The organism is Spirosoma lacussanchae, from assembly GCF_005870035.1.
GTDB classification, from domain to species: domain Bacteria; phylum Bacteroidota; class Bacteroidia; order Cytophagales; family Spirosomataceae; genus Spirosoma; species Spirosoma lacussanchae.
Genome location: NZ_SWJG01000007.1, coordinates 188,772 through 213,463 on the forward strand (window position 1 = coordinate 188,772; position 24,692 = coordinate 213,463).

General features: G+C 56.5%; 21 protein-coding genes. 13 read left to right on the plus strand and 8 right to left on the minus strand.

The window, feature by feature from the left end:
- Nucleotides 1-92 precede the first annotated feature (92 nt).
- Genes FBR45_RS21420 through FBR45_RS21430 form a run of 3 tightly spaced genes read left to right on the plus strand, consistent with a single transcriptional unit; the run spans nt 93 to nt 5,052 of the window.
- Nucleotides 93-2,840 (plus strand): DUF1553 domain-containing protein, encoded by a 2,748-nt coding sequence (locus tag FBR45_RS21420; RefSeq protein WP_138506122.1) that lies wholly within the window; start codon nt 93-95, stop codon nt 2,838-2,840.
- Nucleotides 2,840-4,345, plus strand: coding sequence for a DUF1501 domain-containing protein (locus FBR45_RS21425; RefSeq protein WP_138506124.1), 1,506 nt, complete (start codon nt 2,840-2,842; stop codon nt 4,343-4,345). Before FBR45_RS21420 ends, FBR45_RS21425 begins: the two co-directional genes overlap by 1 nt.
- Before the next feature lie 17 nt (nt 4,346-4,362).
- On the plus strand, nt 4,363-5,052 hold the full coding sequence (locus FBR45_RS21430) for an alpha/beta fold hydrolase (RefSeq protein ID WP_246082332.1): 690 nt from the start codon (nt 4,363-4,365) through the stop codon (nt 5,050-5,052).
- An 18-nt stretch (nt 5,053-5,070) separates the two neighbouring features.
- Here the strand turns inward: FBR45_RS21430 and gatC are convergent, their stop codons facing one another.
- The 3 genes from gatC to purH are packed head-to-tail and all read right to left on the minus strand — an operon-like array spanning nt 5,071 to nt 7,759.
- Complete coding sequence (gene gatC / locus FBR45_RS21435) at nt 5,071-5,358, minus strand: Asp-tRNA(Asn)/Glu-tRNA(Gln) amidotransferase subunit GatC (protein ID WP_138506126.1); 288 nt, start codon at nt 5,356-5,358, stop codon at nt 5,071-5,073.
- Nucleotides 5,359-5,416: 58 nt separating this feature from the next.
- A complete protein-coding gene (locus FBR45_RS21440; protein ID WP_138506128.1) occupies nt 5,417-6,148 on the minus strand; it encodes a lysophospholipid acyltransferase family protein in 732 nt (243 codons plus the stop codon).
- Nucleotides 6,149-6,205: 57 nt separating this feature from the next.
- The gene (gene purH, locus FBR45_RS21445; RefSeq protein WP_138506130.1) at nt 6,206-7,759 is read right to left on the minus strand and encodes a bifunctional phosphoribosylaminoimidazolecarboxamide formyltransferase/IMP cyclohydrolase; all 1,554 of its coding nucleotides are present in this window, start codon (nt 7,757-7,759) and stop codon (nt 6,206-6,208) included.
- Nucleotides 7,760-7,904: 145 nt separating this feature from the next.
- Between purH and FBR45_RS21450 the strand changes: the two genes are divergently transcribed.
- The 4 genes from FBR45_RS21450 to FBR45_RS21465 all read left to right on the plus strand — a co-directional run bounded on the left by FBR45_RS21450 (nt 7,905) and on the right by FBR45_RS21465 (nt 14,781).
- Nucleotides 7,905-9,479 carry a lipopolysaccharide biosynthesis protein gene (locus FBR45_RS21450; RefSeq protein ID WP_138506132.1) on the plus strand — a complete coding sequence of 525 codons (1,575 nt, stop codon included), beginning with the start codon at nt 7,905-7,907 and terminating at the stop codon, nt 9,477-9,479.
- A 134-nt stretch (nt 9,480-9,613) separates the two neighbouring features.
- The gene (locus tag FBR45_RS21455) at nt 9,614-13,219 is read left to right on the plus strand and encodes a VCBS repeat-containing protein (protein ID WP_138506134.1); all 3,606 of its coding nucleotides are present in this window, start codon (nt 9,614-9,616) and stop codon (nt 13,217-13,219) included.
- Between the two features lie 82 nt (nt 13,220-13,301).
- Nucleotides 13,302-14,096, plus strand: coding sequence for a cysteine hydrolase family protein (locus FBR45_RS21460; RefSeq protein WP_138506136.1), 795 nt, complete (start codon nt 13,302-13,304; stop codon nt 14,094-14,096).
- 55 nt (nt 14,097-14,151) lie between these two features.
- A complete protein-coding gene (locus FBR45_RS21465) occupies nt 14,152-14,781 on the plus strand; it encodes an LON peptidase substrate-binding domain-containing protein (RefSeq protein WP_138506137.1) in 630 nt (209 codons plus the stop codon).
- A gap of 64 nt (nt 14,782-14,845) precedes the next feature.
- Here FBR45_RS21465 and FBR45_RS21470 read toward each other — a convergent pair whose 3' ends face one another.
- Complete coding sequence (locus FBR45_RS21470; RefSeq protein WP_138506139.1) at nt 14,846-15,997, minus strand: AI-2E family transporter; 1,152 nt, start codon at nt 15,995-15,997, stop codon at nt 14,846-14,848.
- 275 nt (nt 15,998-16,272) lie between these two features.
- On the opposite strand from FBR45_RS21470, the gene FBR45_RS21475 reads away from it, so the two are divergent.
- Nucleotides 16,273-16,980 carry a response regulator gene (locus FBR45_RS21475; protein WP_138506141.1) on the plus strand — a complete coding sequence of 236 codons (708 nt, stop codon included), beginning with the start codon at nt 16,273-16,275 and terminating at the stop codon, nt 16,978-16,980.
- 130 nt (nt 16,981-17,110) lie between these two features.
- Entirely contained in the window at nt 17,111-18,145 is a 1,035-nt protein-coding gene (locus tag FBR45_RS21480; protein ID WP_138506143.1) for a sensor histidine kinase, read from the plus strand.
- A 3-nt stretch (nt 18,146-18,148) separates the two neighbouring features.
- On the opposite strand, the gene FBR45_RS21485 is transcribed toward FBR45_RS21480, so the two are convergent.
- Complete coding sequence (locus FBR45_RS21485) at nt 18,149-19,411, minus strand: aspartyl protease family protein (protein WP_138506145.1); 1,263 nt, start codon at nt 19,409-19,411, stop codon at nt 18,149-18,151.
- 237 nt (nt 19,412-19,648) lie between these two features.
- On the opposite strand from FBR45_RS21485, the gene tpiA reads away from it, so the two are divergent.
- Together tpiA and FBR45_RS21495 are read left to right on the plus strand one after the other, a co-directional pair.
- On the plus strand, nt 19,649-20,413 hold the full coding sequence (gene tpiA / locus FBR45_RS21490; protein WP_138506147.1) for a triose-phosphate isomerase: 765 nt from the start codon (nt 19,649-19,651) through the stop codon (nt 20,411-20,413).
- Nucleotides 20,414-20,489: 76 nt separating this feature from the next.
- A complete protein-coding gene (locus tag FBR45_RS21495) occupies nt 20,490-21,002 on the plus strand; it encodes a cupin domain-containing protein (RefSeq protein ID WP_138506149.1) in 513 nt (170 codons plus the stop codon).
- On the opposite strand, the gene FBR45_RS21500 is transcribed toward FBR45_RS21495, so the two are convergent.
- The 3 genes from FBR45_RS21500 to FBR45_RS21510 are packed head-to-tail and all read right to left on the minus strand — an operon-like array spanning nt 20,995 to nt 23,243.
- Nucleotides 20,995-22,047: a hypothetical protein gene (locus FBR45_RS21500; RefSeq protein WP_138506151.1), complete on the minus strand. Its 1,053-nt coding sequence runs from the start codon at nt 22,045-22,047 to the stop codon at nt 20,995-20,997. The genes FBR45_RS21495 and FBR45_RS21500 overlap by 8 nt on opposite strands.
- Nucleotides 22,031-22,639: a hypothetical protein gene (locus FBR45_RS21505; RefSeq protein ID WP_138506153.1), complete on the minus strand. Its 609-nt coding sequence runs from the start codon at nt 22,637-22,639 to the stop codon at nt 22,031-22,033. Before FBR45_RS21505 ends, FBR45_RS21500 begins: the two co-directional genes overlap by 17 nt.
- A 10-nt stretch (nt 22,640-22,649) precedes the next feature.
- The gene (locus tag FBR45_RS21510) at nt 22,650-23,243 is read right to left on the minus strand and encodes an RNA polymerase sigma factor (RefSeq protein ID WP_236648809.1); all 594 of its coding nucleotides are present in this window, start codon (nt 23,241-23,243) and stop codon (nt 22,650-22,652) included.
- A gap of 84 nt (nt 23,244-23,327) precedes the next feature.
- Between FBR45_RS21510 and FBR45_RS21515 the strand changes: the two genes are divergently transcribed.
- Together FBR45_RS21515 and FBR45_RS21520 are read left to right on the plus strand one after the other, a co-directional pair.
- The gene (locus FBR45_RS21515) at nt 23,328-23,768 is read left to right on the plus strand and encodes a hypothetical protein (RefSeq protein ID WP_138506155.1); all 441 of its coding nucleotides are present in this window, start codon (nt 23,328-23,330) and stop codon (nt 23,766-23,768) included.
- A 590-nt stretch (nt 23,769-24,358) separates the two neighbouring features.
- Nucleotides 24,359-24,692, plus strand: a 334-nt coding sequence (locus tag FBR45_RS21520) for a transposase (RefSeq protein WP_246082333.1), incomplete at its 3' end; no start/stop codon positions are given.

The window sequence follows — 24,692 nt, forward strand, 5'->3', positions numbered from 1 at the left end:
AAATTTGAACTCACCGACGATTAAATTGGAGTAAAACCGATTGCTTTTCCTTTTATATAGGAAAAGAAGACAGTTGCATCTGTACGAAACGTATGAGAGCGAATTGGATCGTATTGGGAGTAGCCGGCATTGGCGGGGCGTTGGTTTTATCGTCGTTTCTCGGCGTGTTCGAAAGCCGCGTCGACTATAACACGCAGGTAAAGCCGCTGCTGAATAAAAACTGCATTGCCTGCCATGGCGGGGTGAAAAAAGCCTCAGATTTCTCGCTTTTGTTCAGACACGAAGCGGTGGCGCCAGCCAAGTCGGGCAAGCCCGCTATTATTCCGGGCGATGCCGATGCCAGCGAGATGATCCGGCGGTTGACGCTGGCCGAAGATGACGACGAGCGTATGCCGCTCGACCACCCGCCCCTCAAACCTGACGAAATTGATCTGCTCCGCAAATGGATCGATCAGGGGGCCGAGTGGGGCGATCACTGGGCCTACCAGCGCGTCGAAAAACCCGATGTACCGGCTATCGGCACGTTCTGGTCGCGGCTGGGGCTGGCCGGGAGCGATGAAACCAGCTGGGCCAAAAACGAAATTGACCATTTTATTCTCGACAAACTCCGCGACGAGGGGCTCAAACCCATGCCCGAGGCCGACCGGGCTACGCTGATCCGACGGGTAACCCTCGACCTGACGGGCTTGCCGCCCACGCAGCAGGAAGTAGCCGCTTTCCAGAACGATCCATCGCCGACGGCTTACGAAAAAGTAGTTGACCGGCTGCTGGCATCACCCGCGTATGGCGAACGCTGGACCGGCATGTGGCTCGACCTGGCCCGTTATGCCGATACCAAAGGCTACGAGCGCGATCCGGGTCGTAAAATATGGCGCTACCGCGATTACCTGATCAACGCCTTCAACGCCGATAAACCATATAACCTGTTCCTGACCGAGCAGCTCGCCGGTGACCTGATGCCCGGGGCGTCGGATGAGCAGTTTATTGCTACGGGTTTTCATCGAAACACGATGACCAATGATGAGGGCGGCACCCAGGACGAAGAGTTTCGGGTAGCGGCCGTCATTGACCGGGTCAACACCACCTGGGACGTGTTTCAAGGGACAACGTTTGCCTGTATCCAGTGTCACAGCCACCCCTACGACCCGTTTACTCACGACGAATACTACAAGTACCTCGCCTTCTTCAACAACACCCGCGACGAAGACGTGACGAGCGAAACGCCGACGCTCCGGTTCTACCAGGGTGCCGACTCGGCCGAAGCGGTGGCGCTGAAACAATGGATGCGTACCCACGTATCGGCTCGTACCGAATCGATTCATGAGCGGTTTCTGCGAACGATGGAGCCTAAGTTCAACTCCCACGATATTAAACAGATAACGAATGCGTCGCTGCTCGATGCCAAGTACTTTGGCGCGCAGGATAAAGGCGTGGGCCAGCTGGACAAGGTAACGCTGACGGGCCATAACCGGCTCCTGATTGCCTGGGGTACCAAAGAGGCCGGCGCCACCCTGACCATCCGGCAGGACGGACCCAACGGGCCGGTGCTGCTGACCCAGCCGGTGCCGAAGACGGGTAGTGAATGGAAAGATACCATCCAGATTTTCGCGCTGCCGGCGGTAACGGGTCAGCACAGCCTGCACCTGTCGTTCAGCAACCCGAAGCATCCGAAAAACTGGACCATGATCAAATGGGTGGCTTTTCAGCAGGCGCTGCCCGATCTGCAACAGGAAAAACGGTACCTGGCCCTGCTCAACAAAGACCCGGAGCAAACCCCGATCATGCTCGACGGTTCGGGCGATCTGGCTCGGCCCACGCATATTTTTGACCGGGGTAACTGGCTGGTGAAAGGCAAACGGGTTACGCCCGATGTACCGAAGTCGTTTCCGGCCATGGACCCCAAACTACCCCGCAACCGGCTGGGCCTGGCTGCCTGGATGACGAGCCGCGAACACCCGCTGACGGCCCGGGTGGCCGTGAATCGGTTCTGGGAGCAGCTCTTTGGAACAGGTATTGTTGAAACGGTAGAGGACATGGGCACCCAGGGCATACCGCCTACCCACCGCGAACTGCTCGACTACCTGGCGGCCGAGTTCATGGAAACCGACAACTGGAGCGTGAAGAAAATGCTCAAACGCATGGTTACCTCGGCCACGTACCGCCAACACGCCAAAGCAACTCCCGAGCTGCTGGCCAAAGACCCGTTCAACAAACTGCTGGCCCGTGGCCCGCGGGTGCGGCTCTCGGCCGAGCAGGTGCGCGACCAGGCGCTGACGGTAAGTGGGCTCCTGAGCCGGAAAATGTACGGTCCGAGCGTTATGCCAGTTCAGCCCGAAGGCATCTGGCAGTCGCCCTACGACGGTGATTCCTGGAAACAGAGCACCGGCGAAGACCTGCACCGGCGGGCGTTGTACACCTATTGGAAGCGCACGGCTCCGTATCCGTCGATGGTGACGTTCGATAGCCCCAGCCGGGAGTTCTGCCAGCTGCGTCGCCTGCGGACCAATACGCCCTTGCAGGCGCTGGTGACGCTCAACGATCCCGTCTACGTAGAAGCGGCTCAGAAACTGGCCGACTACATGCGCCTGCGCGGCCAAACGCCCGAGGCTCAGATACAGGCTGGCTTTCGGCGGGTCATGCTGCGCGATCTGCCACCCGGCAAACTGGCCGTGCTGACCCGGCTCTACCGCAATACCGAACAGTACTACCGGCAGAAACCCGACGAGGCCCAAAAGCTGCTCGCCAAAGCCGACGGTGTACCGGTAACGCCCCAGCAGGCCGCGCTGACCGTAACGGCCAATACCATGTTGAACCTGGACGAAGTGATAACGAAGGAATAATGAACAAGCTCCTGCAAGAACTTCAGCACGCGGCTGCCCAACGCGAAACCCGGCGCCATTTTCTGCACACCTGCTCAACGGGGCTGGGCGCCATGGCCCTCAGCTCCGTGCTGGGCAGTTGCGGCTTTCTGAGCAAAGACAATTCGGCAACGAACGAGGTGGGTGGGGCGCTGATGCCCGACGGGTCGGCAACGGCGCCACGCCCATCCGCATACCTGCCCAAAGCCAAACGCATCATCTACATCCACATGGCCGGTTCGCCGAGTCAGCTGGAGCTGTTCGATTACAAACCCGAACTGGCCAAATACAACGGTAAAGACTGCCCACAGGAGTTGCTCGAAGGCAAAAAATTCGCGTTTATCCGGGGCGTTCCCAAAATGCTGGGGCCGCAGGGTAAGTTCGCGCAGCACGGGCAGTCGGGGGCGTGGGTGTCAGATTACCTGCCGCATCTGCAGGGCGTTGTCGATGACATCACCTTCCTCAAAGCCATGCATACCGATCAGTTCAACCATGCCCCGGCGCAGTTGCTGATGCATACGGGCAGCGCGCGGCTGGGTCGGCCCAGTCTGGGTTCCTGGGTGACCTATGGGTTGGGTACGGAGAACGATAACCTGCCGGGCTATATCGTGCTGGCATCGGGCGGTAAACAGCCCGACGCGGGTAAGTCGGTTTGGGGAAGTGGGTTTCTGCCAACGGTTTATCAGGGGGTACAGTGCCGTACCGATGGTGATCCGGTCCTCTACGCGTCAGACCCCTCGGGCATCAGCCGCGACGTGCGAAAGCAAACGATCGATGCCATCAGCCAGATCAACCAGCAGCAGTACGACGAGGTGAAAGACCCCGAAATTCTGACCCGTATTGCGCAGTATGAGCTGGCCTTCCGGATGCAGATGTCGGTGCCCGATGCGATGGACATCAAGAGTGAGCCGCAGTACATTCTGGATAGCTACGGCGTAAACCCGGCGCAGGGGTCGTTTGCCCGCAACTGCCTGCTGGCCCGTCGGCTGGTCGAGCGCGGGGTTCGGTTTGTGCAACTGTTCGACTGGGGCTGGGATACCCATGGGACCAGTGCCGACGGCGCCATCGAGATCGGTCTCAAAACCAAGTGTAAAGAATCTGACCAGGCCGTGGCGGCCCTGCTGCACGACCTGAAGCAGCGCGGCCTGCTCGATGAAACATTGGTCGTCTGGGGGGGCGAGTTTGGCCGGACGCCGATGCAGGAGAACCGTGATGGGCAGGTGCTGCCCTTTATGGGCCGCGATCATCACCTCGATGCGTTTACGGTCTGGATGGCCGGTGGTGGGGTCAAAAAGGGCTTCTCCTACGGCGAAACCGACGATATTGGCTACTACGGCGTAAAAGATAAAGTACACGTACACGACCTGCAGGCCACGATTCTGCACCTGCTCGGGTTCGATCATACCAAGCTAACCTTCCAGTTTCAGGGCCGGCCTTTCCGGCTAACCGATGTGGCCGGCAAAATTGTGAAGCCGATCCTGGCCTGACGCAGACTCGTTATCGTATGCGGAACCGCATCCTGTTGATTCATGGGTATGTTGAAGACCCTACCATTTTCGATACGCTGGTACCGCTGCTGCCTCCGGCCGAGTACGTCCGTATCAACCTGGCCGACGAATTTCAGCGCTGGCAACCAATGGGGGCGGTGAACGTACGGAGGCTGGCTCAGACCCTGATCGACCTGTACGAAATCAGGGCCGACGATGTGATCATTGGTCACTCGATGGGCGGCTGGGTGGCCATCAACATCAAGGAGCTGAGCGGGTCTACGGTTATTCAGTTGGCGTCGTGGACGAACCAGAAAAAAATTCTGTTTCCGACCGATAATCTGACTATCCTGAAGCTGATGCTGAATACGGGCCTGACGCAAAGCCGGATGCTGACCCGCTTTTTCCGGAAGGCATACCCGTTTCAGGAGTCCCGTGCGTTGTACGACCAGCTGCTGGAAGGGTCTACCACTATGGCGCGGCTGTACGTATGGCAGCAGCTGCAAACGCTCTTTGCGAAAGTAGCTCCGCTAACGGTTCAGCCCGACCTGCGTATCCACGCCCGTCGTGATTCGATCGTTGCCCCGCCCGACGAGCCGTTTGTCGACGTGCCAGGCGACCATTTCTGTCTGGTTTTCCATGCCGAAGCGGTAGCGGAGCCGATCCGGACCCTGCTGGCCAACCGATCTGGAATGGGAGCCGCCTGACAGGTAGCCCCAGCGGTTCTACTCCATCACTTTCGGCACCTCGAAGAACTGCCCGTTATGCTGGGGCGAGTTGGCCAGCGCCTGAGCGCGGGAGAGGTGCTCGCCCACCACATCGTCGCGCAGGACGTTGACTTCGGGCGATATATGCGTCAGAGGCTCAACGCCGGTGGTGTCTACCTCATTGAGCTGCTCCATCCAGGTCAGAACCCCGTTTAGGCTGCCGAGCAGGGCTTCTTCTTCATCCGGCTTCACCTCCAGCCGGGCCAGGTGAGCAATCTTCTGCAGTGTTTCTGAATCGACTTTCATACGGTTTCTTTTTGTAGAGACGCAACCCTTTGCGTCTCGTTTGCAACCCTTTGCGTCTCTACGCGGGGACTTGTTTCTCTTTAATCAGCTCGGCGTTGATGATGCGGTAGGTCTCTTCTTTCAGGCGCTCCACATCGGTTTGCGTCATGCCTTTGGTGTCGATGGGCGGGTGGATAACCGCCCGTAAGGGGTGTCGGTGCAAACGTACTTTGGGGGTGTCGGGCAAAATCTGGTGGTTGTTCAGCAACGAGATCGGCACAATGGGGACCTGCTGCTGAATAGCCATGATAAACGCGCCGTCCTTAAACGATTCCATGGTTGGCGGCTGCGCAGCGCGGATACCCCCTTCCGGAAAAATCATGATACTCCGTCCGCCCGCCAGGGTTCGGATGGATTTGGCCAGCGAGTAGGCCCGGCTGTTGGGCTGCGACCGATCGACCTGCACGTGCAGCTTGGCGAACATGTATCCCAGCAGCGGAATGTGTTTCACCTCGCTCTTGCCAACGAACGCAAAGAAATTATCAACAACAACTCCCATAGCCGCAATGTCGATGTACGAGAAATGATTGGCGCAAAAGACATAGGTGCCCCGCGGGTCGGGCCTGAACCGATGCTCTACTCGTACCGGAATGCCGGCTCCGAAAAAGAACAGGCGTCCCCAGATGCGGTTTACCCGGTGGGCCAGCGGTTTCCAGGCCTCCCGTTGCAGAAAAAGAAACTGCAACGGAAACAGCAGCAGGTACAGCAGCACAAGGTAAACAGCGCAGTAAGCGGTGTAGAGCAGTTGCATAGCCGATGCGGGTAGAAAAAGGCTGACGAAACCGCGGGGTCTCGCCAGCCTGAACAATCAGTGTTTGAAGTGCCGCACCCCCGTCACGACCATAGCTATGCCGTGTTCGTTGCAGTAATCGATCGAGTCCTGGTCGCGGATAGAGCCGCCCGGCTGCACAACCGCCGTAATGCCGGCCTGGCTGGCAATCTCGACGCAGTCGGGAAAGGGGAAGAACGCATCCGACGCCATAACGGCCCCGTTCAGGTCGAAGCCGAACGAGCCGGCTTTCTCGATAGCCTGCCGCAGCGCATCGACCCGGGAGGTCTGCCCTACGCCACTCGCCAGCAGCTGGTTTTCCTTGGCCAGTACGATCGTATTCGACTTGGTATGTTTGCAAATCTTGAGCGCAAACTCCAGGGCGCGTACTTCGCTTTCGGTGGGGGCTTTGTTGGTGGCGGTATTGAACTGAGCCGCTGTTTCGGTTTGGTTGTCCTTGTCCTGTTCCAGCACCCCATTCAGAATGGTTTTGAACATCACCGTCGGCAGAGCGATGGCATTCCGCTGAAGCAGAATCCGGTTCTTTTTCGACTTCAGAAGGTCGAGCGCTTCGGGTGCGTAGCCGGGGGCGATCAGGATTTCCATGAACAGCTTGTTCAGCTCTTCGGCGGTTTCCAGATCGACGGGTACGTTGGTGATGATTACGCCCCCAAAAGCCGACACCGGATCGCAGGAGAGGGCGTTGAGGTAGGCTTGTTTCGGACTGTCGGCTGTAGCGACTCCGCAGGCGTTGGTATGTTTGATGATGGCAAAAGCCGCCGACTCGTCGGTAAACTCGTCGATCAGCTGCACGCAGGCGTCAACATCGACCAGGTTGTTGTACGATAGCTCTTTGCCATGCAGTTTCGTGAAAAGCGCTTCCAGATCACCGTAAAAGGTAGCCTGCTGGTGCGGGTTCTCGCCGTAGCGCAGATGGCTGGCCGACAGGCTCCTGAAATCATAGATCGTCTCGTTGATCGACGGGTTGCCGGTGCTGTCTGTCTCGTCGGCGCTGAAATAAGCCTGAATGGCCGTATCGTAGTGCGACGTGACCGCAAAGGCCTGGCGCGCATAATGCCGCCGATCGGCCAGGTCGGTATGACCTTTTTTCTCCGTCAGCAGCGTGACCACATCGGCATACTGATCGCGCGACGACACGATCAGCACATCGTTATGGTTTTTGGCAGCCGCCCGAATCAGCGAGATACCGCCGATGTCGATTTTCTCGATTACATCCTCGTCTGACGCGCCCGACGCTACGGTTTCCTCGAACGGGTATAGATCGACAACGACCAGATCGATGGGCGGTATGCGGTGTCGCTCGGCCTGAGCCAGATCTTCGGGCAGTTCACGCCGGTAGAGGATGCCTCCCATAACGGCAGGATGCAGCGTTTTGACCCGGCCGCCAAAGATCGACGGGTATCCGGTCAGGTCTTCAACCGCCGTAACGGGAATGCCGAGTTGTTCGATAAACGTCTGGGTGCCGCCCGTTGAATAGAGTTTGACGTTCTGCTCGTGCAACAACCGGACGAGGGGCTCGAGCCCGTCTTTGTAATAGACGGAAATCAGCGCGGAAGAGATAGATTTCATCAATGCACAATGAATAATGTACCATGAATAATGAAATGAACCCAAAGCGTAAGACACACTGGTCACGATACATTATTCATTCAACTGACAAAGATAGCCAAACGCCGTAACTTTGTCGGACCCCTTTCCTAATCGGGGTTTGTTTTGAATGAGTGCCTTTAAAAAATTAGCGGGTGATACGGCCCTGTACGGCATCAGTACAATTTTGGGTCGCCTGCTCAATTACGTGCTGGTTCCGATCCAGACCTACGCCTTCGCTCAGCCCAAACAGCTATCGTCCAACGTCGAGTTCTACGGTTATATCGCGCTGTTGCTGGTCTTTTACACGTTTGGACTCGATACGGCTTTTTTCCGGTTTGCGGCCCGCTCCAGGGGCGACGACAAAGCAAGCCGAGTGGCCGATACGTTCAGCCAGACGCTGAGCCTGGTGCTGGTGATTACCGGCACGATGACGGCGCTGCTCCTGTACCTGGCGCCCCAGATTACGGTCTGGCTCAACTACCCCGGCCAGACTACCTTTATCCGCTGGTCGGCACTGATCATTGCCATCGATGCCATCATGGCCATTCCGTTTGCGCGGCTGCGGGTCGAGAACAAAGCCCGCCAGTTCGTCTGGGCCCGTATGCTGAATATCGGTCTGGTGGTGCTGCTCAACGTGTTTTTTCTGGTTATCTGCCCCGATATTGACCGGGGGCACTACCTCAGCGGCCTGCAGCCGTTTATCCGGCTCTTTTACGATCCGGCGGTTGGTCCGGGCTATATCTTCCTGGCTAACCTGCTTGGCAATGCGTTTTATTTCGTGTTGCTGCGCGATGCGTTTAAGGGGTTCCGTTTCCAGCTCGACAGCGAGCGCATCCGAACGCTGTTCATCTATGCTTACCCCATTATGCTGACGGGGCTGGCCAACGTGGTCAACGGCCTGACCGACCGGCTTTTTCTGCGGCACTACCTGCCCGAAGGCCTGTACCGCGGCCTCGACGGGGCTCTACTGACCAACGAAGATGTGCTGGGCATTTACGGCAACTGTTTCAAGCTGTCGGTTTTTATGGCCCTGGCTACCCAGTCGTTCCGGTTTGCGGCCGATCCATTCTTTTTCTCCCGGGCTGAGGATAAAAACGCGCCTGATCTGCTGGCGCGGGTGACCAAGTGGTTCACCATTGTCTGCGTACTGATCTGGGTCGGGGTGAGCCTGAACGTCGACGTGCTGGGGCGGCTCATGCTCTCTCCGCAGTACCGGCTGGGGCTGAACATCGTGCCGCTGCTGCTGCTGGCTAACCTGTTTCTGGGCGTTTATCAGAACATCAGCCTCTGGTTCAAGCTAACCGACCAGACCCGCTTCGGCACGCTGATTACGGTAGTGGGCGCCACCATTACGGTGGTGGGCAATATCGTGCTGATTCCGATCATGGGCTACATGGGCTGCGTACTGGCGTTTCTGACGTCGAGCCTGGTAATGCTGGTACTGTGCTACGCGCTGGGTCAGAAGTACTACCCGGTGCCGTATGAGGTGGGCTCGGCGCTGGGTTACATAGCCGGTGGTGGCCTGCTGATCTGGGCGTCGTGGCGGTTTCCGATCGATAATCTCTGGATTGGCGTACCGGTGCACCTGGCCCTGCTGGGTCTGTTTCTGGTGGGTGTTCTGGTGGTGGAGCGCGATACGCTGCAACCGGCGCTGGCCCGGCTCCGGCGGGGTCGGAGAAAGCCAGCCGGTAACCAGCTTTGACCGGAACCAGGTCGCATGATGGTATCTTTATGAAAAAACACGCCGATCGCCGATTGGGGTGTTTTTTTATGGGTAAATTGCAAGAGAATCTGACTAGCATACCACCGGAACCGGATCAGATTCCTATCAAACGCATGAAACGAATTGTAGAAAATGGCGTGTGGCTGGTACCGCTCACGCTCACGCTGCTGCTGACTGGCTGTAAAGACAAACCCCTGTTCGAGCGGCTCGACGCGGCTGATACGGGCATCACCTTCGCCAATACCATTACCGACAGCGATTCGCTCAACATCCTGAATTATCAGTACATCTACAATGGCGGGGGCGTCGGCGTGGGCGACTTCAACGGCGATCAGAAACCCGATGTGTTTTTTGCGGGCAACCAGGTGTCGAGTAAGCTGTACCTCAACGATACCGAATCGGGTGGGGGCATACAATTCCGCGACGTAACCGAAACGGCGGGGGTGGGCGGCAGTGGCCGCTGGTGCTCGGGCGTAACGGTGGTCGATATCAACGCCGACGGCCGGCAGGATGTATACGTCTCGAACACGCTGCACAAACAGGCCGCCCGCCGGGCCAACCTGCTCTACGTGAACCAGGGAAACGACGCCAGCGGGGCCCCGCGCTTCCGCGAGATGGCGGCCGACTACGGCATTGCCGACACAACCTATACGACCCACTCGGCTTTTTTCGACTACGATAACGACGGCGACCTGGACCTGTACGTGCTGGTCGACCAGATTTTCGACGAGAAGACCACGACCAACCTGCGCGAGCAGAAAGCCGACGGTTCGTCGCCCAACGTTGACCGGCTGTACCGGAACATGACAACAGAACGGCAAAAAGGGCAGCAGCCCGCAGCGGGTCCGCTGTTCGTGGATGTGTCGCGGGAAGCCGGTATTCTGTACGAAGGCTTCGGGCTGGGCCTCAACATCTGCGACATCAACCGCGACGGCTGGAAAGATATCTACGTTACCAACGACTTCGCCACCAACGATCTGCTGTACGTCAACAACGGCGACGGTACCTTTACCAACCGTGCCCGCCAGTCGTTCAAGCATACCAGCTACTCGGCCATGGGCAACGACGTGGCCGACATCAACCACGACGGCCTGGCTGATATCGTAGCCATGGACATGCTGCCCGAAGATAACCTGCGCAAAAAGAGCCTGATGGGCGGCAGCAACTATTTTGTGTATCAGGAGTGGGACCGGCTGGGCTACGAACACCAGTATGCCCGCAATACGCTGCAGCTCAACCAGGGCGTTCGGCCCGGCTCGGCCGATACGGCCGGCGTAGGCCTCCCTACCTTCAGCGAAATCAGTATGATGGCCGGCGTGGCCGAAACCGAGTGGAGCTGGTCTCCGCTGCTGGTCGATATGGACCACGACGGCAACCGCGACCTGCTGGTGACCAACGGTTTCCCGCGCGATGTGACCGACCGCGACTTCACCAACTACTACAGTGGTGTCAATAACCTGCTGACCGACGCCATGCGCCTGGACCTGACCGAGCGAATGCCCCAGGTGAAGGTGAGCAATTACGCGTTTCGGGGCCGGGGCAATGGTACGTTCGAGAACGTGACCGACCGTTGGGGTATGACCGAGCCGAGTTTCTCGAACGGTGCTGCCTATGCCGACTTCGACGGCGATGGTGATCTGGACTATGTGATCAACAACATCAACGACCAGGCTTTTGTCTACCGGAACAACCTGGCTGACAGCAAACCCGAAAAAGCGCACTACCTCCGAATCCGGTTCGAGGGCGACGGGGCCAACCGGCTGGGGTTTGGCGCCATAGTCGAGTACGAACTGCCCGGCGGGCGCAAAGAACTGTACGAACACACGCCCTACCGGGGCTTCCTGTCGAGCGTTGAGCCGGTGGCGCACCTGGGCCTGGGCGAGGTTACGACCCTTAAAAACCTGAAAATAACCTGGCCCGGCGGGCGCGTGCAGGTGCTGCCCAGCGTCAACGCCGACCAGACCATTACCGTCAGTGCGGCCGATGCGCGGATGGTTGCGCCCGGCCAAGCAGAACCGGCTCGCCCCACCTGGCTGCGCGATATTACCGACTCGCTGGCGCTGGCCTACCGGCACGGCGAAGACGATTATATCGATTTTAATAGCCAGAAAACGCTGCTCCACAAGTTCTCCGAATACGGCCCCGCGCTGGCCGTGGGCGATGTGAACGGCGACGGCTTGCAGGATATGATTTCGGGCGGTAGCGCCGGTCGGTCGGCGGGCCTGCTGCTCCAGCAGGCTAACGGCCGGTTTTTGACGCAGGCCCTGCCGGTCAAAGTGGCCGAAGATGCCGGGCTGCTGCTGTTCGATGCCGACGCCGACGGTGATCTGGATCTGTATGCCGCCAGTGGCAGTGTTGAGTTTCAGCCCGATCAGCAGGCCGAAGCGCTTCAACACCGCCTGTACCTGAACGACGGGCGCGGTGCGTTCACGCTGGCCTCTGGTGCGCTGCCCAAAACGGGGGTTAGTGGTTCATGCGTGAAAGCGGCTGACGTTGACGGCGATGGCGATCTGGATCTGTTTGTGGGCGGGCGGGTCGAACCGAACCGGTACCCGGCGCCCGTGCGGAGTTTCCTGCTGCGCAACGACAGTGCCAAACCCGGCTCGGCGGGTGGGCCTTCGGTAGTGCGCTTTACCGACGTAACCGCCCAGCTGGCCCCGGCCCTAGCCAAAGGCGGGCTGACCTGCGACGCGCTCTGGACCGACTACGATAACGACGGGCGGGTCGACCTGCTGGTCGTTGGTGAGTGGCAGGCCCCCCTCATGCTCAGGAACACCAATGGGCGGCTCGAACCTGTCGACGTGAAGGGCCTCGCCGATAAAACCGGCTTCTGGAACAGCCTGACCCCCGGCGATTTCGACAACGATGGCGATATCGACTACCTGGCCGGGAACCTGGGGCAGAATACGCTCCTGCGGGCTACCGATAAACAACCCGTCCGGATGTATGCCGGTGATTTCGATAACAATGGTTTCTACGACGCCTTCACCTCGGTGTACTTCAAGAACCAGAAAGGCCAGTACGAGGAGTATCCGTACTTCGGCTGGGACGATATGGTTCGGCAGATGATCGGTATCAAAAAGCGGTATGTGCAATATGCGGCCCTGGGTCAGGCCACCATGAGCGAAGTTCTGACCGAAGACGAACGGTCGCAGGCGCTCAAACTGTCGGTAACCTATACGCCCAGCAGCTATATCGAAAACCAGGGCAACGGTACCTTTGCCGTTCGGCCGCTGCCGCTGATGGCGCAGGCCGCTCCGGTCTTCGGCATGGTGGCGCAGGATATCGACGGCGATGGTAATCTGGATGCGGTGCTGGTGGGCAATGAACATGGCAGCGATCTGATAGCGGGCCGGATGGATGCCTTCAACGGACTGGTGCTGCGGGGCGATGGCAAAGGGGGATTCGTGCCCCTAACCATGCAGCAAAGTGGCCTTTACGTGCCCGGCAACGCCCGCGCCATCGTTAGCTGGCCCGATGCCGCGGGTCGCTGTCGGGTAGCGGTATCCCAGAACCGGGGTCTGATGCGCATCCTGGCCACCCAGAACCCCCGGACGTTCACGCCTGTCGATGCCCGCACCCGCGCGGTAGACGTCCGGCTGAAGAACGGCCGTACCCGGCGCGAGGAGTTACCTTTTGGATCATCGTTCTATTCGCAGTCGGCGCGGGGCGTTTGGCTGCTTCCCGGCGAAACCATCGCGAAACGGTACACGTTTTAACGCTATCGACCGGCAGAGTCGTCTCGCCCGTGGCTGTGTCTGCAGCAAGGGTCTGCCCGGCCGCAAAACCAGCTTTGATCGTATGGGTAACGCCTTTCTTATCATCGATACGCAGATTGACTTCTGCCATCCCGACGGCGCCCTGTTCGTGCCCGGGGCAGACCGGGACGTTGAGCGGATGGCCGGACTGATTACGAACCATGCTGACCAGATCGATCATATTGTCGTAACACTCGATACGCACCACATCCTCGACATAGCCCATCCGCTGTTCTGGCACGATGCCCATGGTCAGCATCCGGCTCCGTTTACGCCGATCTCGGCCGCTGAGGTAGAGGCTGGGCGGTGGACTCCCCGGTTCGAAGCCGCGCGGGCGCGTCAGTACGTTCGGGATCTCGAAGCTGACGGGCAGTTTTCGCACTTCATCTGGCCCGAGCATTGTCTGATCGGGTCGCGGGGGGCGGCTCTGCACGATACGCTGCTCGATGCCCTCAAAAGCTGGTCCCGCCAGCGCGACCGCGACTATGTGGCCGTACCGAAAGGACTCTATCCGCTCACCGAGCACTTCGGCATTTTCCGGGCGCAGGTGCCCGACCCCGCCGTGCCCGAAACCCAGCTCAACCTGGGGCTGATTGCAGATCTGGACCAGTTCGATGCCGTTTATCTGATGGGCGAGGCCAGGTCACACTGCGTAGCCAACAGCCTGAAACAACTGCTCGATTCGGCCCCGCACCTCGTTCCTAAGCTGGTAGTGGTTACCGATTGTATGTCTGACGTAAGCGGGCTGGGCCACCTGGGCGAGCCGATCTACCGCGAAGCCCGGGCGCGCGGGGTTCAGTTTGCCGAGTCGACGGCCCTTTTTCAGGCGCAACGGTAGTTTTGAGCCCTCTCGGGATGGGGTATTTAGCGAAAACCCGTACCTTTTCGACGCTATGGAAAAAACGCTGCCGCTATTCCCGCTCAACCTGATCGTGTACCCGGGCGAAGACCTGAACCTGCACATTTTCGAACCACGCTATCGTCAACTCATCAGCGAATGTCTGGAAGAAGAAAAAACGTTCGGCATCCCGGCGTTCATCAATAACAAACTACCCGGCTACGGCACCGAGATGCACGTAACGACGCTGCACAAGCGCTACGACGACGGCCGGATGGATATAAAATCGAAAGGAATCAAGGTATTTCGGCTTGTCAATTTCGAAAACCCCGTAGCTGGTAAGCTCTATGCGGGTGGCGAGGTGGAGCTGGTCGAGCCCGGCGATAGCTTCAGCGCCCATGCCGACGCGCTGACTCAGCGACTGGAGCGTCTGTACGACCTGCTTCAGATCGAAACGGATTATGACTCGGTTGGCGAAAATTTCTCGTACCGCGTGGCGCATAAGGTCGGGCTGTCGGTCGAGCAGGAATACGAACTGCTGACGCTCGACACCGAAGCCGAACGACAGCTTTTTCTGATTCAGCACCTCAACAACGTGCTGCCCGTCATGGCCGATATGGAGCGCACCAAGCAACGAATCCGCATGAACGGTCATTTCAAAAACCTGGACCCGCTCAATTTCTGATTATACCCGGCTAAGTACCCGATCATGGGCACGTCAGGTTAGGGGGGTGCGGGGCTGAGGCTACCTAATCTTTCTCCTCGACTTTCCCGACTTTTTTGGCTCGTCGGGGGAGCTGATCGGTGAGCTGCTGCAGGTTCTTGATGGGCGGACGCGGTTTTTCGGCCTCGCCGATCAGAAATCCGTAGGGCTTCAGCGACTCTACCGCGTCGAAAATCACTTTCAGAATGGCCGTTACGGGCAGCGCCAGTACCAGACCGGCAAGCCCCCATACGTTCTCCCACAGGATCAGCACGATGATAGCCGCCAGCGGGTTAATGCTTACCTTGGAGCCTACAATGTAGGGAGTAATGAAATTACCCTCGATCGTTTGCACGAACAGAAAAACGCCGATGACACCCAGCGCCTTGAGCGGATTATCTTCGGTGACAAGGGCATAGGCCGCCGGCAGCAACGACCCGAGCGAGATACCGAAATACGGAATCAGCACCAGACAGGCGCCGAAGAAGCCGAAAAAGACGGCGTAGTCGATACCCAGAATCAGCAGGCCAACCGTCATCAGCGTACCGATGATCAGAATCACCAGCACCAGCCCCGCCAGATAATCCTTCACAACGGTATAAATACCATGCAGCACCGCATCGATCTTGGACCGGCGGGTGTCGTGGAACGCTTTGTAGAAAAAAGACCGGAAAAAGTCGCGGTAAAGCAGAAAGAAAAAGACGAACAGCAAGACCAGAAACACATCGGTGAGGGTGCTGGTCGTGGCCAGCAGAGTCGAAGTCAGGATCGTACCGCCCTCCGACAGGAGCTGGTTGAGGTATTTTCGAACTTCGGAAATCTGCCGCTTACGGTCAATGTTGAATTGCTCGTCGGCATAGGTCTGAATTTGATTCAGGTATTCGTTGCCCCGTTTGATCAGCTGCGGAATCACTTCGGCAAAACTGCTGATCTGCATCGAAACGGCGTACAGAATACCGACGATAACGGCCAGCGTCAGCAGCAGGCACAGCAGCACGGCCACGATACGCGGGATTCGCCAGTTTTCGAGCCGTTGTGCCAGCGGAAACAGCAATACCGAGAACAGGATGGCGAATACCAGTGGAATCAGCAGCCCCTGTAAGGTGTGAAGCCCATAAACCAGGATGACAATCGATAAAAGTATGCAGGTAATTTTAGCGTAAAGAGGTAGTTGAACCTCCGGTGAGCGTGTATCCATGATGAGAGGTAAACATCGGGAAGCGGCTAATCGTTATTTTCTTTACTGTATAGCCGAACAATTGCTGGTTAACCTGAGCGGAACTACCTGAGTAAGCCAGACGGATTGGGTTGGTAACCAGTTCGTATTGAGGCAGAAATCAATCAAATTCAGGTAACACAGGCTGTTAAATTATTGTTAAGGATGGACTCGGTAGTCGTAACGTTGTGGATAAGCCGCGTAACTTCGGGCCACCTGCTATACCAAACAGGTCGTTCTCACCAACTCTGCTTCGTATGAGTGCTGCTAAAGCTGCTCAACCCCTGCACCGCATCTTAGTCGTTGACGACGACGCCGACATTGTCGAGATGCTCGAATACAACCTCTCTAAAGAAGGCTATGACGTACGTACCGCCACCGATGGCCGCAAGGCCATTGAAGTAGCCCGGACCTACCTGCCCGAACTCGTTGTACTCGACATTATGATGCCCCATCTGGACGGTATAGAAGCCGGTCGGCAACTGCGCGACATTCCGGAACTGCGCCAGACCTACATTCTGTACCTGACCGCCCGCTCGGAAGAGTACTCCGAAGTCGCGGCCTTCGATGTCGGGGCCGACGATTATATTACCAAGCCCATCAAACCGCGGGCGCTCATGAGCCGGATCAACGCCCTGTTCCGGCGCGAAGCCCAGAAGGCCGATCCCGGTGAGCAGATAACTATTGCCGACCTGCTCATCAACCGCAAAAATTATTCCGTTAGCCAGGACGACAAGTCGGTTATTCTGCCCAAGAAAGAATTTGAACTTCTCTTCTTCCTGGCGCAGCACCCCAACAAGGTGTTCAGCCGCGAAGAACTGCTCCAGAAAATATGGGGCGCCGACATCTACGTGCTCGAACGCACCGTCGACGTTCACATCCGCAAACTCCGCGAAAAAATCGGCGATACCCACATCCGAACCCTCAAAGGCGTCGGCTACATGTTCACCGATCAGAATGAATGAGTGAATTCGTGCGGGCCGCGTTCGGTAATGAGTGAATTAGCGAATAATTTTACCAGGTAGATCTGAGTCGGGTAGCTGAACAGGGCGGGCAGGCCCAACGCGCTCATTCACTCATTCACGTATTCGCTACATGTCTCTCAGTCCCCGATTTATTGCGCTTCTGCTGGCTTGTCTGATTTCGGCGCTGACGCTGGCGTTTCTGACGTTTGTGGAAGGGGTTACGTACAACATGCTCTTCGTGGTGGGCATATCGTCGTTTGTCATTTCGTTCTTTCTGGTTCTGTACGCTATTGAGCTACTGGTATTCAGGGAGGTGAACAAGATGTACAAAACCATTCACAAGCTGAAGATTCGGGACTTTACCATCTCGCGCAAGTCGATCATCAAGAACACGAACCCCTTCAAGAAGCTGAACGACGAAATCTTTGTCTACGTCGCCAAAAAACAAAAAGAAATCGATGAACTGAAGCGGCTGGAGCTGTTTCGGCGCGAGTTTCTGGCCGACGTATCACACGAGCTGAAGACGCCCATCTTCGCGGCCCAGGGGTTCATCCATACCCTCATCGACGGCGCCGTTGACGACGAAAAGGTGCGCGATAAATTTCTGTCGAAGGCAGCCAAAAGCCTCGATGGGCTCGATGCGCTGGTGAAAGACCTTGTGGCTCTGTCGCAGCTGGAAACGGGCGAGGTCAAGATGAATTTCGACCGGGTCGACCTGGTGCTGGTGACCAAAGAGATTTTTGACCAGCTGGAAGACATCGCCAGCAAGAAAAACACGACCCTGCGGCTTAAAACTACCGAACCGGGGCCCGTTTGGGTCAAGGCCGATCCGCAGCGTATTCTGCAGGTGATGACCAACCTGATCGAGAACGGCGTGAAGTATGGTAATGAAAACGGCCGGGTGGTAGTCAGTCTGGAGGGCGACAAAAAACACGTACTGGTATCGGTACGCGACGACGGCCCCGGCATTCCGCCCGAGCACCTCAGTCGTATTTTCGAGCGGTTTTATCGGGTAGAGAAAAGCCGCTCCAAAGACCGGGGCGGTACGGGGCTGGGGCTGGCCATCGTGAAGCACATCCTGAATGCACACAAGGCTAAAATTACCGTCATGAGCAAGCTGGAAAAAGGAACTACCTTCCGGTTCAAGCTGGATCGGCTCGAATAACGCTCAGATCAGCCGTTTCAGCGCAAAGCTGGTGATGATAACCTGCCCGTTTCGCCGAACCAGCATCGATACTTCCCGGCCTTCACCCTTTTGCAGAATCTTGTATATATCGCTGATGGTGAGGTCTTTGGTGGAGTTATTGTTGACAAACAGCACTTCGTCACCTTCCTGAAGGCCGGCCAGATCGGCGGGCGATCCTTCAATGACTTTATCGACGTAGTAGTTGCGGAAGCGGTCGCCTTTGGCCCGCAGTTCCATGCCGCTCATGTCGTGTTCGAAGCCTTCGCGCATGGCGCGTTTGATGGGTTTCAGCACCACGTACCGATCGGGGTAGTTGAACGTTACGTTGAACCGACGCAGCAACTCGCAGCCCACATTGCCCTGCCGTTCGGGCATGTCGATCAGTTTCATGCCAAAGGCGGTGCTGTCGGGAAATGAAGCCAGGATATTATCCAGCTCGTAGCGGCCGAATTTTACCTTCTGAATGCGGCCCATGCTGCCGTTGATCACCCCGTTGAGGCCCCGGCCCAGTTGAGCCCGGATGCTCTTTTCGGGAAGCGGCATCATGGCCGTACTCCGCGACCGATCGAGCAGGAGCGCATGACCGGCGCCGGTATCGAGCACCACGCGCAGCGGCATCGATTTCTGCCCGTCATAGACCGACAACGCATCGGTATAAGCTTTGGTGTCCTGGATGATGATGGGGTAGCGGTCGCCTTTGCGTTTCTTATACCGGTACTTTTTGGGACTAATCAGCATGATTTCCCGACGCTGAAAATCGATGTTGACCACAAAATTGGCGAAGATCTCATAGCCAAAAATACCATGGACGGGCGTACCCACGTATTCTGATAACTTCAGAATATCTTCATCCAGCATGACGATATTGTGGTGGGTCGCTCGCAGACCACCCAGCACCAGCGAGTTATCGATTGCTACCGAGGCCGTCAGGTTGCCGCCTTCGCCTGCGCCCGAGAGTTTGATTTTTCGGGCCAGCCGCAGCGGTTGCCGTTTAAAGGCGCTGGGGTCGGTAACGATGGTATTGCTGACGCCGGTATCGAGAATGAACTGGAGCGTATCTGACTCGTTGATACGAACCGGTACGATAATCAGGTTGGAATGGAGCTGAAACGGGATGCGGGTCCAGGTACGGTTGCCAGCGATGAAGAAACCATATCGGTCCCGATCGGGCGTGCGTGTATGATCATCTGCCTGTGCGGTCAGATAAGCACTCAACAGTCCGATCACCAGGAAAAGCGGTTTCATGTAAATAGTCTAAAGCATTGAAATCTACGTATTTTTTATCCGAATAACACAAAAAATAGGTATTCGGTTTCATTACTTTATTAACGGGATAGAGAATAGGCTATTCGGCTACGAAATTTAGCCGGTAGTGGGGGAGTGGGTTCGGTTAGAAAGCCCTAATTTCGCCCCCGATTGACAAACAAGTTGTTTGCCTTGTTGATTCAGCCTGACTGTTTATTGTCACATTATTAATCTGTTATGCGTAAAAAGATCGTTGCCGGTAACTGGAAAATGAACAAGACCCTCGAAGAAGCCAAAGCGCTCTTGTCGGAGGTTGTTAACATGGTAAAAGATGAGGTCACCGGCGACGTTACGGTGGTATTATGCCCACCTGCTCTGTATCTGACCACATCGCGGCAGTATATTACGGCCGGCGGTCGGGTAGCACTCGGGGCTCAGAACTGCCACGAGAAAGCTTCGGGCGCCTATACCGGCGAAATATCGGCCCCCATGCTCCAGTCGATCGGGGTTGAATACGTCATTCTGGGCCATAGCGAACGGCGCCAGTACTTCGGCGAAACCAACGCTCAGCTGGCCGATAAAGTAAACAGTGCGCTGGAAAATGGCCTGACACCGATCTTTTGCTGCGGTGAGTCGCGCGAGCTGCGCGAAAACGGCGACTACATCGGCTTCGTCAAAGACCAGCTTACGGACAGCCTGTTTCACCTCTCGGCCGAAACGTTTGCTAAAGTCGTGATCGCTTACGAACCAATCTGGGCGATCGGCACCGGGCTGACGGCCTCATCGGCCCAGGCGCAGGATATGCACTTCGAGATTCGCCGACACATTGCGGGCCAGTACGGCGACGCCATTGCGCAGGATATTACGATCCTGTACGGCGGTAGTGCCAACGAAAAAAACGCGGCCGAGCTCTTCGCGCAACCCGACGTCGACGGTGGCCTCATCGGTGGTGCATCGCTCAAATCGCGTGAGTTTACCAATGTCGTCAAAGCCGTAAATTAATGAGTGGTTGGCTGAAAGAGTAATTGGGTGCTTGCTAAACACTCAATTACTCTTTCAGCCAACCACCCAATCAATAATGGGTACGTCGGCGTCATATTACGTTCAGTTGCTGAAGCTTCAGCCGCATCCGGAAGGTGGGTATTTCGCCGAAACCTATCGGGCAGAGGAGTGCATTCCGGCCGGGGCGCTGCCCGCGCGGTTTGGTGGCGAACGCGCGTTCGGAACGGCTATTTACTTTCTGCTCGAGAATCACCACGTGTCTGCCCTACACCGGATTCAGGCCGACGAAATCTGGCACTTCTACGCGGGCGGCCCGCTGGAGGTGTTTGTGATCAATCCGGACGCGTCACTGCGCATCATTCGGCTGGGAAACAGACCTGACCAGGGGGAGGTATTTCAGGCGGTTGTACCAGCTGGTTGCTGGTTCGGCGCGAAGCCGGCCGGCGCTACAGACAGCGCGGGTTTTTCGCTAGTCGGCTGTACCGTGGCGCCGGGCTTCGACTTCGCTGATTTCGAGATGGGTGACCGGGCCGCGCTGCTGACCGAGTTTCCGCAGCATCGGGCCGTTATCGAGCGGCTAACTATTTGAAATTTACGTTTCCAAACTTCGACACCACTTTCACTTTCGTACCCGACCCGCTGCCGACTTTACCAATGTATTGCTTGGTCAGACGGGCGCCCCGGTTGTTGTTGTCGTTTGGCTGGGTGGTAAAATGCATGGTTGAGCCGCTGCCGTAGTTGAAATTGCCGTAGCTGACCGTTACGTCGAAGTCGCAGTCGTTTCCGTTCTCGATGGGCAGGGCCACGGATGAGTAGCTCGCCTGAATAGCCACGTTATCGGCTGTTTTGGGAAGTTGCTCGATCCGGAATCCGCCCGAAAAGCTCAGATTGATACGGCCCGACTCGCGCAGGGTGCCGATGGTAGCGCCGGAATAATCGATGTTGGCATCGAGTTTACCGACGTTGCCGATGTGCATCTTCCCAAACTTGTTGACCAGCGTCAGCGCATTGGCCCGGTTCAGGTCCAGATTACCGTAGGCCACGTCTACTTTCGCTGTTTCGAGCGCCCGGATCATGGCTTTACCGTAGGCCACATCGATGTCGGTCTGGCGGTTGGTGAGTTCGTCGGCGCTGAAATTACCATAGCGGCTGTACACGGTCAGCGGTGCGTGAAACGATGGGATGCTGGTGTTGCCAAACTTGTTCCGAACAGTCAGGGCGTTCTGCTTAGGCATCATCACCTCGTAGTTGATCCGGACAAAGTTGCGGTCGCCGTCGTTTTTCCAGCTGCTTAGGCTCCAGTTCGAGAGGCTGCTCTGGCTGAAGTTGGTTCGTACCACAATCTGATTGCCCGCTCGTTTTTCGTCAATCGTTACGGCATCCAGAAATCGCTGCACCCGTTCGTCGGAGTCGGAATTGGCCAGGACCGTAATCTGAACCCGGATCTCACTCTTGTCCCACAGCCCGACCGTTACCTGCCCGTACTGGTTGTCAATTGTGAGCACATCATTGGCATCTACGTCGAACAGTTTGATGATCGTTTTCTTTTTCTCCACTGCGCCGAGATCAGTCGGCTCCCCGGCCCACGATAGCATGGGCAAAAGGCAAAGTACCAGACTACACAGGATTTTCATTGGTTTGTTGTTTAATGCGCTGTATGACGCGCAGCTGTTCATTGAGCAGGTTGATCTGAATCTGCAGATTCTGAATCATGGCCTGAATCAGGACTTCCTGATTAGGATTTTTGGGTAAATCGGCCTTCAGCGACTGATACGACTTTTCGAGCCGGTTGAGGTCGGTGGCAAATTCCGCATACAGTTCCGGATCGTCCTGAGTCATTTGCATCAGTTCGGCCCGTTTATCGTCGATCAGTCGGGTATACTGAACAACTTCTCTGGCATACATGGGGCTGGCGGCAACGACCTCGGGCTGGTGGGTTACGCCGTACTGGTAGTTCATGTACCAGAAGCCACCGGCCAGCAGCAGGATCGCCACCGAAGCCGCTACCCGCCAGTCGAGGCTGGGCCAGCCAATCTGCAGCCCACCCGGTTTGCCGGTATTTTTATGCACATGCCGGAAGGGTGAGGGGGCGCTGGTCGGTTGCTGACCGGGTTGCTGGTTCAGCCCCTCTTCTATTTTCTTCCACAAGTCGCCCATGGGCGGCTCCCAGTCGTCGAAGGCTTCGCGGTTGTCGCGGACGAAGCGTTCCAGATTATCTTTCTTCATCGTTTTGTTGTTAGGTTAATAAGTCAAGCAACCGTTTTTTGCCCCGCAGGTACTGCGTCCGGGAGGTGGTTTCGCTGATGTTCAGCACGTTTCCAATCTCCTCGTGGTCATAACCCTCGAACAGATACAGCGACAACACCACCCGGTAGCCTTCGGGCAACTGAGCCATAGCCCGCCGGACCCGATCGACCTCCAGCTGCACCCCTTCTTCGTCGTATGGCTCGGGATCGGCCAGGTCGGGACCATCATCTTCGCCCAGCCGGTGCGACTCGATATCGACCAGCGTCATTCGGCGGCTGCGCAGGTGATTGATGGCCCGGTTTACGACAATCTGTTTCAGCCAGGCGCCAAACGTACTTTGCCCTCGAAACGAGCCGATGTGGCTAAAGGCATCAATAAAGGCTTCCTGCAGTACGTCTTCGGCTTCGGCTTCGTTGTTTACGATTCGAAGACAGACGTTGTACATGGCTTTCACATACTGTTGATACAGGTCATACTGAGCCCGTCGCTCGCCCTGCTGGCAGCGTTTAACCAGATCAGCATGGCGGTCTGGGTATGGTTTGGACTCTAACAGATTCAGCGGAACAGGTAATTTAAGTTGCAATCAGGAGAAAGACAGCGCAACGGTGTCGGGCGTTGCATTATTGCATAAAGTTTTTTCGATATCTTGACGTAAAAAAAGCTGGTCATGTACGAACCATCATTTCACTCGCCCTTTGTTGTCCATGACGATGGCACTAACTCCCCACTGGCTCATCAGATCGTTATCAGCAAACTGACGATCGAACTAGGGGTCCTGTATTATCATCGACGGGCAATTTCTCTGATGCCGCTGCCAGAGACACCGCTCGGTGAAGGCCCGGGGCATCAGGTTCCCGATGTGCTACTGTTCGATAACGAAGCGCAGTTGACCCGTATCGTTATCGAAGTAGCTCAGCCCCGGTCGGCTAATCGGGATCTTCACAAAATTATCAACCTTATCGAAGACGACGATTACGGCATTCTGGAAGGCTTCGTTTATAATTACTATTCTGGCGAATGGCTGCGGTACTGCAAAGGCGACGGTGGGGTTGCTATCAGCTCTTCGTTTTCGCCCCTGATGAACGTTGACCTGGGGCCGATGCTCTAGCGACAGTCTTATTACCAGCAAACTTCAGATAATCGACGCTTCCAATCGTTGAGATCATCGTGGTTTATAGATTGTTGGTATTCGACAACAGAAGCTTTGAAATAACTAACATTACTCTGCCGAAGGCGGTCTCTCTTATTTGTTACATCTTTTGAACTTACATAATCGAAAATTTTTTGAATTGCTTTTGTATAATTATCAGATGAACAACGGAAGACGTATGTTGCTCGATTATCTTCAATACTTTCCCACAAGATATATGTGCAATGGCGACCGTCAACAGGAAATAAAAAAGCGTCTTCGTTTATTATAGTAGTGTTACTTTCGCTACGGCGACGTTCTCGAACAGGAATAATCTGATAGTTGTCTGAATAGATTTCGCATAAGTGTTTAAGATAAGAGCGTGTTTTGGAATAGCTGAAAGCTGAGAGTCAGGTCATCTTTGTAGCGACCAAGCTTACAAACAATGACTACTCAGTGGAGACCACTAACTGACTCTCAGTGGGCGGCAATCGCTCCGGCGACCCGGTTCGCCTTTTTTACCGCTTCAGCGCAAACGAAAACATGATCTTCGCCCTATCGTCAACGCTCTGCTCTGGCAACTCCGCACGGGCTGTCAATGGCGCAATCTGCCATTCGAGCACCTGCCCTGGCAGACCATCTGCTACTACTTCCACCGCTGGAAGCTGGATGAAACCATTGAGAAACTTAATGCTGCCTTGAATCAAGCCGACCGAATCCGAGCTGGCCAGGAAGCGTCACCTTCGCTACTTTGCATTGATTCACAATCAGTTAAGATAGCCCTAATGGGCAGCGTGGCACGCGGCATGGATGGCCACAAGGCCGTTAATGGGCGCAAGCGGCAGTGGGTGGTTGATGCGCAGGGGCGACTTTGGGTAGCGGACGTACACGCGGCCAATGAGG